The organism is Chryseobacterium sp. FP211-J200, assembly GCF_001643375.1.
In the GTDB taxonomy this organism is placed as follows: Bacteria; Bacteroidota; Bacteroidia; order Flavobacteriales; family Weeksellaceae; genus Epilithonimonas; species Epilithonimonas ginsengisoli.
Map to the genome: position 1 here is coordinate 15,140 of NZ_LSHB01000044.1, position 16,362 is coordinate 31,501.

The 16,362-nt window shown below is 37.2% G+C and carries 16 protein-coding genes; 9 read left to right on the forward strand and 7 right to left on the reverse strand.

Annotated features, from left to right (window positions below; all coding sequences use genetic code 11):
- Nucleotides 1-43 precede the first annotated feature (43 nt).
- From mazG to AXA65_RS13330, 3 genes are all read right to left on the reverse strand, one after another.
- Nucleotides 44-814 (reverse strand): nucleoside triphosphate pyrophosphohydrolase, encoded by a 771-nt coding sequence (gene mazG / locus AXA65_RS13320; RefSeq protein ID WP_063970586.1) that lies wholly within the window; start codon nt 812-814, stop codon nt 44-46.
- A gap of 219 nt (nt 815-1,033) precedes the next feature.
- A complete protein-coding gene (locus AXA65_RS13325; RefSeq protein ID WP_063970587.1) occupies nt 1,034-1,474 on the reverse strand; it encodes a PH domain-containing protein in 441 nt (146 codons plus the stop codon).
- The gene (locus AXA65_RS13330; protein WP_063970588.1) at nt 1,474-2,124 is read right to left on the reverse strand and encodes a protein-L-isoaspartate(D-aspartate) O-methyltransferase; all 651 of its coding nucleotides are present in this window, start codon (nt 2,122-2,124) and stop codon (nt 1,474-1,476) included. The genes AXA65_RS13325 and AXA65_RS13330 overlap by 1 nt, the downstream gene beginning before the upstream one ends.
- A gap of 190 nt (nt 2,125-2,314) precedes the next feature.
- Here AXA65_RS13330 and AXA65_RS13335 point away from each other — a divergent pair, with 190 nt between their 5' ends.
- The 5 genes from AXA65_RS13335 to AXA65_RS13355 all read left to right on the forward strand — a co-directional run bounded on the left by AXA65_RS13335 (nt 2,315) and on the right by AXA65_RS13355 (nt 7,625).
- Entirely contained in the window at nt 2,315-3,292 is a 978-nt protein-coding gene (locus AXA65_RS13335; RefSeq protein WP_063970633.1) for a 3-oxoacyl-ACP synthase III family protein, read from the forward strand.
- Between the two features lie 31 nt (nt 3,293-3,323).
- Nucleotides 3,324-4,148 carry an SDR family oxidoreductase gene (locus AXA65_RS13340; protein WP_063970589.1) on the forward strand — a complete coding sequence of 275 codons (825 nt, stop codon included), beginning with the start codon at nt 3,324-3,326 and terminating at the stop codon, nt 4,146-4,148.
- A 330-nt stretch (nt 4,149-4,478) separates the two neighbouring features.
- Nucleotides 4,479-5,507 carry a Gfo/Idh/MocA family oxidoreductase gene (locus AXA65_RS13345; protein ID WP_063970590.1) on the forward strand — a complete coding sequence of 343 codons (1,029 nt, stop codon included), beginning with the start codon at nt 4,479-4,481 and terminating at the stop codon, nt 5,505-5,507.
- A 373-nt stretch (nt 5,508-5,880) separates the two neighbouring features.
- Nucleotides 5,881-6,846 carry a Gfo/Idh/MocA family protein gene (locus AXA65_RS13350; protein WP_063970591.1) on the forward strand — a complete coding sequence of 322 codons (966 nt, stop codon included), beginning with the start codon at nt 5,881-5,883 and terminating at the stop codon, nt 6,844-6,846.
- 17 nt (nt 6,847-6,863) lie between these two features.
- Nucleotides 6,864-7,625: a DUF6882 domain-containing protein gene (locus AXA65_RS13355; RefSeq protein WP_063970592.1), complete on the forward strand. Its 762-nt coding sequence runs from the start codon at nt 6,864-6,866 to the stop codon at nt 7,623-7,625.
- Here the strand turns inward: AXA65_RS13355 and AXA65_RS13360 are convergent.
- Nucleotides 7,618-8,067, reverse strand: a complete 450-nt coding sequence (locus tag AXA65_RS13360; RefSeq protein ID WP_063970593.1) for a very short patch repair endonuclease — start codon at nt 8,065-8,067, stop codon at nt 7,618-7,620. The genes AXA65_RS13355 and AXA65_RS13360 overlap by 8 nt on opposite strands.
- A gap of 222 nt (nt 8,068-8,289) precedes the next feature.
- On the opposite strand from AXA65_RS13360, the gene AXA65_RS13365 reads away from it, so the two are divergent.
- The 3 genes from AXA65_RS13365 (at nt 8,290) to AXA65_RS13375 (ending at nt 10,924) form a co-directional block, all read left to right on the forward strand.
- Nucleotides 8,290-9,180, forward strand: coding sequence for a 3-hydroxyacyl-CoA dehydrogenase family protein (locus AXA65_RS13365; protein ID WP_063970594.1), 891 nt, complete (start codon nt 8,290-8,292; stop codon nt 9,178-9,180).
- Nucleotides 9,181-9,270: 90 nt separating this feature from the next.
- Nucleotides 9,271-10,602, forward strand: a complete 1,332-nt coding sequence (locus AXA65_RS13370; RefSeq protein WP_063970595.1) for a hypothetical protein — start codon at nt 9,271-9,273, stop codon at nt 10,600-10,602.
- A 79-nt stretch (nt 10,603-10,681) separates the two neighbouring features.
- Nucleotides 10,682-10,924 carry a hypothetical protein gene (locus tag AXA65_RS13375; protein ID WP_063970596.1) on the forward strand — a complete coding sequence of 81 codons (243 nt, stop codon included), beginning with the start codon at nt 10,682-10,684 and terminating at the stop codon, nt 10,922-10,924.
- A gap of 58 nt (nt 10,925-10,982) precedes the next feature.
- On the opposite strand, the gene AXA65_RS13380 is transcribed toward AXA65_RS13375, so the two are convergent.
- Both AXA65_RS13380 and AXA65_RS13385 read right to left on the reverse strand, forming a co-directional pair.
- Nucleotides 10,983-11,384 (reverse strand): META domain-containing protein, encoded by a 402-nt coding sequence (locus AXA65_RS13380; RefSeq protein WP_063970597.1) that lies wholly within the window; start codon nt 11,382-11,384, stop codon nt 10,983-10,985.
- A 94-nt stretch (nt 11,385-11,478) separates the two neighbouring features.
- Nucleotides 11,479-12,390, reverse strand: coding sequence for a T9SS-dependent choice-of-anchor J family protein (locus AXA65_RS13385; protein ID WP_063970598.1), 912 nt, complete (start codon nt 12,388-12,390; stop codon nt 11,479-11,481).
- A 190-nt stretch (nt 12,391-12,580) separates the two neighbouring features.
- On the opposite strand from AXA65_RS13385, the gene AXA65_RS13390 reads away from it, so the two are divergent.
- Nucleotides 12,581-13,027, forward strand: a complete 447-nt coding sequence (locus tag AXA65_RS13390) for a KTSC domain-containing protein (RefSeq protein WP_063970599.1) — start codon at nt 12,581-12,583, stop codon at nt 13,025-13,027.
- 143 nt (nt 13,028-13,170) lie between these two features.
- On the opposite strand, the gene AXA65_RS13395 is transcribed toward AXA65_RS13390, so the two are convergent.
- A complete protein-coding gene (locus AXA65_RS13395) occupies nt 13,171-16,359 on the reverse strand; it encodes an efflux RND transporter permease subunit (RefSeq protein ID WP_063970600.1) in 3,189 nt (1,062 codons plus the stop codon).
- Nucleotides 16,360-16,362 lie beyond the last annotated feature (3 nt).

The window sequence follows — 16,362 nt, forward strand, 5'->3', positions numbered from 1 at the left end:
TTTTAATTGAATCAAATATACAAATTATATGCAATCTTGAAATTTATTTTTCAAAAGTCTTTGCCTCTTCCCAAAGTTCATCCATCTTTTCTAAGTTAAGATCAGACAGAATCAAATCTTTCGACCTCGCAATATCTTCCATTTTCTGAAATCTGGAAATGAATTTGGAGTTCGTTCTTTCCAAGGCTGTGTCTGCATTCAAGCCCGAAATTCTCGCATAATTAATCAAAGAAAAAAACACATCGCCCAATTCCTGTTCTTTTTTGTCAGCCTCAGTTTCTGCGTGAAATTCCTCCAGCTCCTCTTCCACTTTTGCCCACGCATCTTCCGCAGAATCAAACTCAAAACCGATTCCCTTCACTTTATCCTGAATTCTGTAAGCTTTGATAATCGGTGGCAAACTCTTCGGAACACCTTCCAGAACGGACTTGTTCCCTTCCTTCAATTTCAGTTTTTCCCAATTCTGCTTCACCGCTTCTTCATCTTCCGCCACGGCATCGCCGTAAATATGTGGATGACGGAAAATCAATTTCTCATTCAAAGAATTGATGACATCAGCCATATCAAAACTCTCTTTCTCCGACCCGATTTTCGCATAGAAAACCAAATGCAGAAGCACATCGCCAATCTCTTTCTTGATTTCCAAAAGGTCATTATTCAGAATCGCGTCAGACAATTCGTAAGTTTCCTCAAGCGTCAGATGGCGCAAACTTTCCAAGGTCTGCTTCCTGTCCCACGGGCATTTTTCCCGCAAATCATCCATGATGTCGAGAAGCCTTCCAAAAGCCTCCATTTTTTCCTCTCTTGTGTTCATAAATGATGAATGATAATTGATTAATGATTATAATTAAATTTTATTTGGGCAGCTTTTCCGCCTTCCGCTCCCAATCTTTTTTGCAGAAATTTTCCAGTTCAATAGAAACTGAGAAGAAGCAAAAAAGGATTTCCGCTCAAGTCGGGCTGCAGCTTCGCAAAGTTGAACGTTTGTCTTTTAAATGTCAATTTCCATCCACTTTCAACCAACAACCATCAACTATTTTCTGACATCTTCAATAATGATATGACTATTCACTTTCAGCAATTCCTTCAAAAATTCATCCTGATTTTGCGGCGTGATGTAAAGGTCGTTTTTATTTTTTGAAAAAATGATGAGACCTCCCGTTGCAGTTCCACATTTATGAAAACCGCTCCACATCGTTTCACCAATTCTGATTTTCGTGATTTTAAAAATATTAATTCTAAACACATTATAGATGACGCTTACAATCAGTTCTTCATCTTTGATTTTAGTTTTAATAAAGAAAAAGTTGATTAATATGATCAAATCGATTCCAACTAAAATAAAAACCATCAACATCCAATCCCAAAAGCCTAGATCAAAATAAGACAAAACCAAAATGACAGCAAAAAGCAAAGTGATTCCCAAAAATATAGAACCATAAATCCAATCTCTTCTGCTTTTGTAAACTTTCATCAGTGCGATTTATTTTGCAACATCGGAACAAATTTGTAAACCCCAAATTCCTCTTTCTCAAACTGTGTATCCGAAATCTTTGTAAATCGGTAGAGAATCTGCTCATCGGTTTTTCCCAGTGGAATTACCATTTTGCCACCAACTTTCAATTGTTTCAATAATTCGGTGGGCAAAACTTCTGCACCACAAGTCACCAACACTTTATCGAAGGGCGCAAACGTTGGCAAACCAGCAAATCCATCCCCAAAACTCTGGAACTTCGGTCGCATATCCAATTCCTTGAAAAGTTTATGAGAAAAATCAAACAAGTCTTTTTGACGCTCAACGGTGTAAACCAAAGCTTTCATTTTGATAAGAACCGCCGTCTGATAACCGCAACCAGTTCCAATCTCCAGGATTTTTTCGCCTTCCTCAACTTCCAACAATTCGGTTTGTTCCGCAACGGTGGACGGATGAGAAATGGTCTGCTTCGCCAAAATCGGGAAAGCGCGGTCTTCGTAAGCATAATCCTCGAAAACACTTTCTATGAAAAGATGCCTTGGAACCTCGTTCATTGCAGACAAAACAAAACCGTCAGTGATTCCAATCTTCTGATGAAGATAATCCATTAATTGTTTTCTTTTACCTTTGTGAACGTAAGTATCTCTCATTATTGCTGTTAGTTCTTTGTATTATAACTTGCAATTTCCGAAGGATAAATTTAAAATCCAAACAAGAATCATAATTTTCAACATTTATTAAAAATTTCTCCTTCAATCAGATTAAACTTTATAAATTTGATTGTTTTTTTACCAAATATTTAAATAAAATTTTAATTAATTGAATGAACGAATGGATGTTATGCAGAAAATAAGAGCTTACATTAAAGGAACTGGCTCATACGTTCCACCAAAAATTTTAAAAAATGACTTTTTCGAAAAAGTAGGTTCGTCCGACGAATGGATTTTCAAGAATCTGGGAATCAAAGAACGAAGAATTGCGGAAGGCGAAGTGACCAGCGATTTGGCCTACAAAGCCGGACTAAAAGCGTTGGAAAACACGGATGTAAAACCAGAAAACATTGACTTAATAATCGTCGCAACCTCAACGCCTGACCGCCAAGCACCATCAACAGCTTGTTTTGTTCAGGAAAAAATGAATGCGCCACAAGCCGTTGCATTTGATATTTCGGCAGTTTGTTCTGGTGGACTTTACGGCATTGCGATTGGTTGCCAGTTCATAGAAACCGGAATGTACAAGAATGTTTTGGTTATCGGCGCCGATACTTTTTCGACAATTACAGATTGGGAAAGAAAAGATTCGGTTTTCTTTGGAGACGGCGCAGGCGCAATTTTATTATCTGCAACCACCGAAGACAAAGGCTTTTTCGATTTCAAATTGCACGCAGACGGAACTGGGAAATACCATTTCAATATTCCGGCTGGTGGTTCAGAAATGCCCGCTTCAGAAGAAACTTTAAAACAAAAACTTCACTATTTCCAAATGAACGGGAAAGAAGTTTATGAAACGGCAACAAGAGTTTTGCCAGAAACAATTCACGAAATTTTGGAAGCCAACAAAATGACTTCTGATAACGTAGATTGGGTGATTCCACATCAACCAAGCATCAGAATTCTTCAGGAAACGGCTAGAAAAACCAATATTCCTTTCGAAAAAGTGATGACCAATATGGACAAATATGCCAACACTTCCGGCGGAACAATCCCAATTGTCCTTGATGAAACTTACAAAAGCGGAAAAGTGAAACCTGGAAACATCTTGCTTTTTGCAGCCGTTGGTTCGGGTTGGACTTGGGGAACTGCGCTTTACAAAGCTTAAGCTAATTATTAATTGTTAATTGAAAAACAATATGTTAGAAAATCAAACTTTCCTGATAACAGGAATTGCGGATGAAAATTCTTTGGCGATGAAAACCGCTGAGAAAATATTAGAAAACAACGGAAAAGTCGTTTGCACAGGTTTGGGCGTGACGCCTTTCCACAACAATCTTTCGGAAAAAGCAGCAGGATTTCTCAATAAAAACTATGAAGATTTTGAATCAGCATGTAAAAAGGTTTTGGGCGATGATGTCTACACCGCGTCTTTGGATGTGACGCTTCCGGAAAGTTTAAAATTCCTTGCCGAAGATTTGAAAAATAAAGACATTCAACTGAATGGATTTCTTCACGCCATTGCAATGGACAAAACCATTCGAAACAAATCTGTAAAACCAATGTTGGAAGTGACGGCTGAGGAATTCAATGATACGATGAATGTTTCGGCATTTTCGTTGATTTCGTTGTGTCACGCTTTGTTATCCAACGGTGTGTTGCAAAGAGGTTCATCGATTGTTTCGTTGAGTTATATTGCGGCGGAAAAAGTTTCGTTTTTCCCTTACATCAATATGAGTATTGCAAAAGCGGCGCTTGAAAGACTGACGATAGAAATGGCCTATGAATTAGGAAAAGAATACGGAATCCGTGCGAATGCCATCAGATTTTCGCCTTATATGGGAAGCAAAGCCGGAAACGCAACATTAAAAGTTGAAGACGTGGAAAGAGCAGACAGAATTAGTCCGCTTGGAAATGCTTTGCCGGAAGATCTGGCCCACGAGATTGTTCATCTTTTCCGAAAAGAGACCAGAATTACTGGCGAAATTCGTCACGTGGATGGTGGATTTCATATTATGGGATAGTTTGGGTTTGAGACTTGGAGGGTTTGAGAGTTGGAGAAAGTTTGCAGGTCTTCGACTCCGCTCAGACTGACAAATCTATCACTAACAGTTTATTTTCAGCGATGTCAGGCTGAGGTTCTCGAAGCCTTTTCTATATTAAAGTTCGATAACAAATACGAGTATAAATTTCTCGCAGATTGAGTAGATTGAGCAGATTTATAAAAATTGAATCTGCAAAATCAGCTTGATCTGCGAGATTTTATTTAAATCTTCTGTGACTTTTGTGGTTTTATTTTAAATTTATTGCGACTTTGCAAGACAGAAATGATTTCAAATTAATTGTAAAATTTTATGAGAAAAATAAAAACAGCTTTGTTGGCTTACGGCGGTTCTGGGAAATTGTTTCACGCACCGTTTTTTGAAGTTCACGAAGGTTATGAATTATTGGGCGCTTATGAACGAAGCAAGAAATTAATCCAACAAGATTATCCGAAAGTCACAAGCTTTGATTCTTTGGAAGCCGTTTTGGAAAGCGATGCAGAATTGATTGTTGTGAACACACCAATCGACACCCATTTTGAATTCACGAAAAATGTTTTGGAAGCTGGCAAAAATGTTTTGGTAGAGAAAGCTTTTACAACGACTTCTGAGGAAGCTGAGGAATTGCATAAACTTGCGAAAGAGAAAAAGCTGAAACTCTGCGTTTATCAAAACCGAAGATATGACAGCGATTTCAAGACCGTGAAAAAAGTTTTGGATGAGGATTATCTTGGCGAAATTGTGGAAGCTGAAATCCGTTTTGAGAGATACAATCCCGAATTGAGTCCGAAAGCGTGGAAAGAAAACGGAAATCCTGGCGCAAGTATTTTGATGGATTTGGGTTCACATATTATCGACCAGGCTTTGACTTTGTTTGGTTATCCTGAAAAAGTTTTTGCCGATGTTAGAAGGACAAGAGAAAATACGCAGATTGATGATTATTTTGATATTTTGCTTTATTATTCGGACAAACGTGTGAGATTAAAATCCAGTTATTTCGTGAAAGAAGCTACGCCAGCTTATGTTTTTCACGGCAAAAAAGGAAGTTTCCTAAAACACAGAGGCGACGTTCAGGAAGATGAATTGAAACTGGGAAAAATTCCTAATCGTGAAAATTGGGGAACGGAACCGGAAGAGAAAACGGGACTTTTGGTTTACAATGACAGAGTCGTCCACTTCCCGACTTTCCAGGGAAATTACCTTAACTTTTGTGATGACCTTTATGATGCAATTGTAAATGATAAAAAAGTTCCCGTAACTGCGAAACAGGCTTATCACACTATGAAAGTGATTGAAGCAGCGAAGGAAAGTTCTGAGAAGGGGAAAAGTGTTGTTTTGTAAGAAAGAGACTTCGACTCCGCTCAGTCTGACATTTAATATCATTTTCTACAATATTTGTAATTCTGAAAGAATCTAAACTTAGCTGTCGAAATTCTTTCAGAATGACAATCATGTGTTTTTATGAAAAACTAATTTTACGCTGAAACCCGCAGCCCGACTTGAGTGGAGCTCTTTTTTGTCATTGCGATTATAGAAATGTTCAACTAAACGAAGAACGTCGCTCGCAATGACAAAAAAAGCGGGAACGGAAGGCGGATAAAGCTGCCCAAATCATATTTGAAATGACAAGACTCAGAAAGTTTAAAAATTCTGGGTCTTTTTTTATGTTGGTTGGCGATAATTCTTAAATTTACGTCTTTAAGAAAATTAAGCTATGATAAAAGCCGGACTTGTGGGCGCGGGACATTTGGGGAAAATCCATTTGCGATTGTTGAATCAATCTGAGAAATACGAACTCGTTGGTTTCCACGATAAAGACGCAGAAAACGGACGAAAACTGGAAGCGGAATTCGGTTATAAATATTTTGAAAGTTTGGAGGAACTTTTGAACGAAATCGGAATGTTGGATATTGTCACACCAACGCTTTACCACTACGATTATGCGATAAAAGCGATTGAAAAAGGCATTCATTTTTTCATTGAAAAACCGGTGACGCAAACGCTGGAACAAGCGGAAGAAATTCTCCAAAAATGCAACGAGTTTGGAATCAAAGCGCAAGTTGGTCACGTTGAAAGATACAATCCGGCGTTCATTGGTGCGAAAGATTATATTAAAAATCCAATGTTCATCGAGATTCACAGACTTGCGGAATTCAATCCGAGAGGGACGGATGTTTCTGTGGTTTTGGATTTGATGATTCACGATCTGGATATTTTGTTGAGTTTGGTAAAGTCGAAAGTGAAATTGATCCACGCAAGTGGCGTTTCGGTTGTGAGCAAAACGCCGGACATTTGCAATGCGAGAATTGAGTTTGAAAATGGTTGTGTTGCGAATCTGACCACGTCAAGAATATCGATGAAAGCGATGAGAAAATCGAGGTTTTTCCAGCAAGATGCTTACGTTTCTGTTGATTTCTTGGAAAAAAAATCTGAGGTCATCAGAATGAAACCAGCGCCGGAAAATCCGTCTGATTTTGATATGATCATCGAAAATGCGGAAGGTGAAAAAAACCAGATCCTTTTTGAATATCCTAACATTCAGCCGAATAACGCTATTCTTGATGAATTGGAAAGCTTTGCCAATGCAATAGAAAATGATTTGCCTGTTCAGGTTTCTTTGGAAGATGGAACGGAGGCTTTGAAGGTGGCGTTGGAGATTATGAGATTGATTCATAAATAGTTGAAAGATAACTTTTGATGATTGATTATAAAGAATTTGCAAAAGCAGAACTTAATCGTGTAATTCCAATTCAAAATAGATTCAAGGAAGAATTTGATATTGATTCTTATACCAATTGGTTTTATGATGATGAGTCTGGGATACTACGATTATACAACAATGATGATGATGAAATTTTTTTCAAATATATCCCCATTGGAACTTTTTCTTTAAGTCAAAAAACTTGGATGTGGAGCTGGCTCAATAATTCTCTTGTTGTAAAAAGTAAAATTGAGACTTTAAAAATCAAGCAATTTGGAGAAGAAAATCAATTTGAAAAATTAACAACCGGAACTTTTCCAAGTGATGAGTTCGATGGCTGGGAATTTCTGGCAATAAGTCAAAAAGTACTCAACGGAATTGGCGTTTATAAAATCAATGGAGATAAGTTAAATTATTACCTGTTATTAACAGAAATACTAAATCCAGACGGCAATCAAGAAATTATAAAATTAAAACAAAAAATAGTAGATTGTGGCTATCACGGCTTTAAAAGACCAGCTTTTATTTGCCAACATTTAGAACTTAATTCTAGCAATGGTTTTGAGGAAGCATTTGAAACTTTCCCAGGAATGGACTTGGACGAAGACGATGATTTTTCAGCTTGGTGCGATGAATGTGAAAAAAAGAGAACAGAATGCGATGGTTGGAATGACGAATCAGAAGAATTTGCAAAAATCAAATTAATTTGTGAAGATTTCTATTTTGAGATAAAGGAATCCAATCAAAAAATCACATGACGAGATTTTTAATCTTCTCGACACTCTTCTCCAATTTCTCTTGATCTTTCAGTTCACATTCCCAAATTGTCAAGACTTTCCAATTCATTTCTCTCAAATTGTCATTGGCTTTAAGGTCTCTGGTGATGTTCTGCTCAAATTTATCTTTCCAAAAATCCCGGTTGCTTTTTGGTAATTTGTATTGGCAATGCGGACATCGGTGCCAGAAACAGCCGTTCACAAAAATGGCAACTTTCTTCGAAATGAAAGAAATATCTGGTTTTCCGGGCACTTTTTTGTGATGAAGTCTGTAGCCTCTCACGCCATTTTTCCAAAGCGCTTTTCTTAGCAAGAGTTCCGGTTTGGTATTCTTACTCTTGTTTTTACTCATAACCCTGGAAACAGTTTCGCTGGTAGAAATGGGCGAGCGCTTATCTCTTATATATGTTTCTGGTTGCTTCATTATTAGAACTTTATATACATCAAAATATATTATGTTAAATTCAAAAGCAAGACCAAACAATAATTAAAACGTTTTGTACGCTTGATATGAATAAGATCACTTTCCAGATTCGGAAAATATGATATATTTACAAAAAGTAAACTTTAACATCAAATAGGTTTTCAAGAACCTTTAGAATCAACTTGAATCAAATAAAACTGATTCTTTTATAAAAATTTAAATATGAAAAACATCGTTGTTATCGGAGCTGGAACTATGGGAAACGGAATTGCCCATACTTTTGCCCAAAGTGGTTTTGCTGTGAATCTGGTAGATGTGAAACCGGAAAATCTGGACAGAGCACTTAAAACGATCACCACAAATCTGGATAGGATCATCTCCAAAGGAAACCTGACCGAAGAACAAAAAAACCAAACACTTGGTAACATCAAAACGTTTACAGATCTAAAAGATGCTGTTCCCAATGCTAACCTCATCGTAGAAGCCGCAACAGAAAACCTGGAGCTGAAACTCAAGATATTTGCTCAGATGGACGAACTTTCTCCTGAAAATTGTATCCTTGCGACCAACACCTCTTCTATTTCAATTACTAAAATTGCGTCAGTAACCAAACGTCCGGAAAAAGTCATCGGAATGCACTTTATGAATCCGGTTCCTATTATGAAATTGGTCGAGATTATCAAAGGTTATTCGACTTCGAAAGAGACTTTTGATGTAATCTATGAATTGAGTAAAAAATTGGATAAAGTTCCTGTAGAAGTGAATGATTATCCAGGATTTGTAGCGAACAGGATCTTGATGCCAATGATCAACGAATCCATCGAAACGCTTTACAACGGCGTTGCAGGCGTGGAAGAAATCGACACCGTGATGAAGCTCGGAATGGCGCATCCAATGGGACCTTTGCAATTGGCAGATTTCATCGGGCTTGATGTTTGTTTGGCCATCCTAAACGTAATGTACGACGGTTTCAAAAATCCGAAATATGCGCCTAATCCGCTTTTGGTCAATATGGTAATGGCCGGCAAAAAAGGTGTGAAATCCGGTGAAGGCTTCTATGATTATTCCGAAAGTAAAAAAGCGGAAAAAGTTTCGAAAATGTTTTTAAAATAACTTATTGAAATACAAATTAGTAATTATAAATTACGATTGATAACTTTGTCAGAATCAGATTTGGTTCTGACATTTTTTATTAATAAAACTATGATTTCCATAAAATTAAACGAGAAGTACGAGAAAACGCTTCAGTTTCTTTTGATCATCACAACTTACGTCATGATTGTCCTGAGATTCCTACTGAACGAAAAAGGACGTACAAATCCCGATTCCATAAGATATATGAGGCAATCGGAAATCTTTCCAATCATTGATAATACGACTGCGCCACTCGGTTATCCGTTGTTCATCAAATTTTTCACCTATTTTGGGATCGATGAATTTTGGAGCAGCAAATTGATTGGGATCTTGGCGTACACATTCCTTTTATTTTTCGCTTACAAAAAACGATTTTTCTTCAAAGAACTGTTGATCGCATCGGCATTATTCAGTTTCGTGAGTATCTTTTCTTTCACAATGAGTGAGGCTTTGACGCTTCCTTTTGTGATTCTTCTTTTTTATGTTGCCAATCAAATTTTAAACAATAAAATCTCGACCAAAAGTGGAATCTTTTATTTGAGTTTGATTTTAATTTTATTGATCAACATCCGTTACAGCGCATTGTTCCTGTGTTTTGGAACTTTGTTTTTTGGATTGCTTAATTATAAAAAATCCTACTGGAAAAGTTTTGTCATTTCTGGAATTATCGGCATTGTATTTTATGGTTTGTACAAGCTTTTGTTCATCGATTATTTTAATGAAAATTACGTTAATAATTTCCTTGAAATCGGTTTGAAACCCACGTCAACTCTACTTTTGGAATTGTTTCAAGGTTTGGCGACAACCTTCGACCCGTTTGTTCACATTGCCGACCCGAACGGCGGGATCATCAATTATGGGATTTATGGCATTGGCGTTGTGACAATCATTGGAATGGTAATTATTTTCATTAAAACAAAACTTTCTGAGACCGAAAGATTCATCTTAATTGTTTCCCTCATCAGTATCATCTGTTCCTATTTTGTTCAATATGTTTATTCGGTGAATCCAATTGATTACAGATTGTTAGCGCCTTTTTCCATCGGAATTTGGTTGGTATTTTTCAGGAAATTATTTCAAATATTTGATAGTTTGACTTATTCCATCGCTTTTTTGAGTTTGATGACAGGATTTGCTTTCACTTGGTTGTCAAAGGGTTCGTATCTCGAAAACAGAAAAGAGATCAGCCATTTTCTGGAAAAAGAAAATATGAAAGAGAAAACATTGAAATTCTATATCAAAGATGATGCGAGCGAGGAGATCCAAACAGCAGAACTCATCAGCACTGTGAATCCTAAGATCTATGTTACGTTCCAGCCAAAAGATACGCTGCAGAAGAGCGTTCTGACAAGGCACAGAGTGGAAAGCAAAATGAAGATCAAAAAAAATAATTATCAATAATTAATTTCGGGAATTTTTCTATCTTTGAACCATAGAGTGACAGTCACGAATGCTCTGATCTATTTTAAAATTTTATATTATGAAATTACCTAAGTTTTTATTAGCCGACAATTCTGAATTTCCAGAAGATCTTTTTGTAGTTCACACAGAATATCCACGTTTTATCCTTAACGTAGAAGAAGAGGATGTAGAATGGTTGGATGACTTGGAAGGAGACGACGAGGAAACTGTAGCAAACGAGGCTACGAAAGTTGTGGAAGAAGCCTTCAAATGGTGTGATGAAGAGCTTGCAAAATACGACGACGAGGAAGACGAAGAATAATAAAAAAAAAGGAACTCAGTTTTGAGTTCCTTTTTTTATGCTGTTAATTTTACAATTACTACTGTTTGTTGAACTTCAGCAACAACAGATTGTCTTTGTAAAGTTCCAAAGTGTTTTCTGTCACCACATATTTGTTCACTTCCTGCAATACACTGATGTAGCTGGTCTCAGCCGTCATATTGTTACACATTTTTCTAGTGGAACCAATGTTCTTAGCAGAAAAATTACCTGCAGAAGTATCGATCACCGCATCGGAAAAATAGTTGTTACAACCTGCATTTCCGGAGATCCTGTTTTGTTCTATAATAAGCGTTGGCTTGTTTGTGATATTATCTGCCAAAACCCATTGCGTGCCTGTGACCGCCGCTTGCGATTTTCCAACTTTGGAAGCATTCCCTACTCTGCTGGTACAAGAAGCCATTGCTAGAAGTAGTATTGTGGTATAAAAAATATTTTTCATTAGATATAAATTATGATTCAAAGATAGGATTTTCTTTTTGAAGTTTTGAAGCGTTTTGTTTCTCAACCTTGTCTTTCTATCTTTCGAGGAATTCTTAGTCCTTAATAATTTTACGGCTAATTGTTTCACCAGACCTTAAAGTTACAACAACGGTATAATTGCCTTTTGCTAATTTGGAAAGGTTAATGGACCTTCCTTTCATCGCCATTTCTGATACCAACTTTCCAGAGATATCATTAATTTTCACACGAGAGATTTCTTCAGAGAAATTAAGAGTCTCTTTTACGGGATTTGGATAGAACTGCATTTTTGAAGAAGACAAATTTTCAACAGACAAATTTTCGGTTGCAACGACTTTGAAGTTATCGATTTCCCAAGAAGTTGCCGCCGTAGCTGAAAGATTTGTGTACTTGAAAGCAATTCTGATAGTCTCACCGAGATAAGTTGTCAAATCGACATTTCCGGAAGGTACAAAACCATGATAACCTGTCAGATCTGAATCTAACACGGCATTCAATCTTGTCCATGTTACACTACTTGGCGAAGCTCCGTTTGTGTAATCATCCGTCGTAATGTAAACCTCCATAGGAAGTCCTGGGAAACTCGCATCTGTCTGGAAAGAAAATGAAGCCGCATCATAACCGCTTCTCAAATCAATGCTTTTTGAAATAAGCCAATCCTCATTCACACCACCAAAACCATTCATCATGGCTGCGGGCGCAGGATTTCCAAAAGGCATTATGATTGACCATTGCTGATTACCAGCAACGTTGTAAATGGTCCAGCCATTATCTGTATAATTATTGAAAGTTTCATCAATAAGTGTAGATACAATTGGCTCACTTAATAAATTGATTGAATCTGACTTCTTAGAAGATATTTCACCGACTGTAAGTGGGAAATCAATTCCATCATGAAGGAGATGTTGTGCGAGATTGTTATCATTTTTGGCTTGTATGGTGACTGAAGTGATGGCAAATACAAATAGTAGATTTTTAGTTTTCATGGCTTATAGAAATATATTTTCAAAGATAATGTTATAATGATAAAACTTAATATGGAAAAGAATATTCCAACCCAAACAAGCACAAATAAATTAATAATGAATAAGTTATGATTTTTTAAATTTAAAAGCTTAATTTTGCACCCCGAAAATAGACCTTGAATACAGTCTTGACAATTATTAAAATCTACTTATGAAAAGAATAGGCGAACACAGAAAGCTTCTTGGCGTTGACAAAACGGCAACCCTAAAGGATCTTAAAACAATTTACAGAAACACGATGAAGGACACACATCCTGATAAATTTGTAAATGATGAAGCCGGAAAACTGGACGCAGAAGCAAAAAGTAAATCTGTGATCGAAGCTTATCACTTTCTAGTAAGCATCCACGAGGAAACACAGGAAAAATATAAAGACGAGTACACAGATACAATCACCACATCCATCATCACCGATTTCTATCTTGAAAAATCCATTTTGAAAGTTCAGCATTTGAATGGAAAAATGTTCGAATACATTGGTGTTCCAAGAAATATCTATATCAAAATGGTGAATTCTGATTCGCCAAGTCGTTTTGCAAGAAGACACATCTACGGAAATTTCATCTACAGAAAATCCGGTGAAGTAATGGCAGATTAATTTCTAGCTTTAAAAATATATTGAAGACTTTCAGATTGATCTGGGAGTCTTTTTTTTGTTTTAATACTATAAGTAAGTATTAAATAAAAAACCGCATCAATAAAAATTGATACGGTTTCAAGGATTAAATAATTGATTTATGATTAATCTACGTGTTTCGGAGTGTATCCGTCTTCACTTAGTTCTCTGTGTTCATAATCTGCTTTCATTTCAGCGTCATAATCTACTGTTTCGTGTTTACCCATTTTTCTTAATAATGAATCGAATAATGAATACACCACCGGTACGATAATCAAAGTCAGGAATAATGATGATGTCAATCCACCGATGATTACCCAAGCCAATCCGTTGTTCATCTCCGCTCCTGCTCCTTTTGCAATCGCAATTGGAATCATACCGAAAATCATCGCAATGGTTGTCATCAAAATCGGACGAAGACGGGCGTGGTTGGCCTGAATCAAAGCGTCGTGCGTATTAGCTCCGGCTGCCTTTCTCATATTCGCAAAGTCGACAATCATAATCGCGTTCTTCGCAACCAAACCAATCAACATAATCATACCGAGCATTGTAAATATATTCAATGAGTTTCCTGTGATTGCCAGAATTACCATTACTCCAATCAATGCCAACGGAATCGAGAACAATACCACGAATGGATAAACAAACGAGTCATACAAGGAAACCATTACCAAATAAACCAATACAATAGCCGCCAATAATGCGATTCCTAAAGTACCGAAACCTTCCGTCTGGTTTTCCATATCTCCACTCCAGATGTAAGTTACACCTGCAGGTTTAGTCTTTTCATTATTCATAAACTGGTCTGCCCATTCATTGGCAACATCACCCACAGGACGACCGACCACTTTAGATTTCACCTTCACAGAAGGCGCTTTATCTCTACGTTCTAGCAAACTTGGTCCAGAACCCATTTTGACATCTGCAAACTGGCTTAATCTTACTTGTTGACCTTGTGGATTAGTGAACATCAGATTTCTTACGTCATCAATTGACTGTCTGTTAGCATCTCCAAAACGGATATTGATGTCATATTCATACTCTCCCGCTCTGAATTTTCCGTCTGTATTTCCTGAGAAAGCAGTTTGCATCGTTTGTCCTACACTAGAAAGATTTAAGCCTAAAGAAGCCATTTTATCTCTGTCGATATTCACCTGAACTTCCGGACTTCCTGAGTCAGTTGACAATTCTGCATCTACAGAACCAGGCACTTTTTTAAGTAATTCTAGGATTCTATTCGCTTCTTTGTTTGCAGTTTCGTTATCTTGAGCTGTTACAACCATTTCGATTGGTGCATTATCTGCTCCCATTAATCCGATTGGTGCTGTTTTAAACTCAACTCCGGTGAATTTCTCTTCTAAAGCTCTTTTGATTTTAGCAGATTTGATATCTGTACTTTCATTACGTTCAGATTTATCCACTAAAATTACTTGAATCTCTGATTGATACAAAGTTGCCTGAGCTCCACCAAAACCAGATGATTGCTGACCAACTGTTGTAATCATATCCACTACATCTTTGTCATCTCTAAGATATTTTTCAACCGCGAGAGTTACTTGATTGGTTTTTTCTACAGAAGCATCTTTTGATAACTCCATCTGAACAAGGAACTGTCCTCTATCAATTTTCGGGAAGAATTCTCCTCCAATGAATCCAAATGCTACCAACATAAAGGAAGAAATCAAAATAATAAATGTTACAATAACAGTCATTATTCTTCTTAATGTCGATTTCAAACACCATTCTAAGATTCCACTAATCCAGTGTGTAAATTTCTCCAATTGTTTTTCGAACCAAAGGATAAATTTCTCAAATGGATTTTTCCCGGTCAAATGTACCAACTTACCGAATCTTGATGATAACCAAGGAATAATCGTAAAGGAAGCCAACAATGATAACATCGTCGCAATAACCACGGTCACACAGAACTGCGCCAAGATATCAGACACTAATCCTGAACTCATCGCAATCGGTAAGAATACCACCACGATTACCAAAGTAATTGCAGTTACGGTAAATCCAATTTCTGAAGCTCCGTCATATGCTGCGCGGATTCTGCTTTTCCCCATCTCCATATGACGGTAAACGTTTTCCAAAACCACAATCGCATCATCCACCAAGATACCTACAACGAGCGAAAGTCCTAATAAACTCATCAGGTTTAAGGTATATCCCATCAGGTACATTCCAATCACTGTTGCAATCAACGAAACAGGTATTGAAACCATTACGATGAATGCATTTCTGATGTTATGAAGGAACAATAACATTACCACAGCCACTAGAATAATCGCTAAGAATAAATCGAAAATTACGTGATCTGCTGCTTCAAGGGTAAAGTTTGTTGTATCATCTACGATATTGACTTTAACACCTTGAGTTTTATAATTGTCCTGAACCTGAGCAATCGTCTTCTGAACCAATTCTGAAACGGATACTGCATTAGCATCTGACTGTTTTTTGATCTGCATCAAAATGGTAGAATTCTGGTTGTATCGTGCTATTTTCTCGACATCTTTCTGAGTATCTAAAACCGTTGCAATATCCGACAGACGAACCTGTGCTCCATTTTTGTTGGAAACCACCAAATTGTTCATTTCTGCCACATCTCTATATTTCCCAGAAAGTCTGATGGTAGAACGCGAAGTTCTCGTTTTCAAAGCTCCCGTCGGGAAATCTAGATTCGAAGAAAGAATCGCTTGCTGCACATCTGCAATCGCAAGACCATAACCCTGCATTTTCTTTTCATCCAAACTCACTTGGATTTCTCTTTCCTGTCCACCAACAAGGTCAACCTGAGCCACACCGTTTACACGGGAAAAAATAGGCTCGATTTTCTTGTCAAGAAGGTCATAGAGTTCTTTATTATTCAGTTTATCACTAGTGATACTCAAGGTCATAATTGGTAAATCATCCAATGAGAATTTCTGTAAAGAAGGCGGATCTGCATCTTCTGGAAGGTCTGCCAAGATGGCATTCACTTTTCTTTGTGCATCATTCAAAGCATAGTTTACATCGGCACCAGTATTCAGCTGAACCATAATAACCGATAAACTCTCGTAGGAAGATGATTCTACTTTCTTCACGTTTTCCAAAGAACCAACGGCATCTTCAATTTTTCTGGTTACCGACGTTTCCACCTCACTTGGCGAAGCTCCTGGATAAACCGTAGAAATCGTTACCATATTGGTTTCAAACTTCGGAATCAATTCGTACCCCATCATAGAGTAACTCAACAAACCACCCAATGTCAGAATCGTAAATAATACGATAACGAGCGATGGTCTTTTAATGGATATTTCTGCTAACTTCATCTT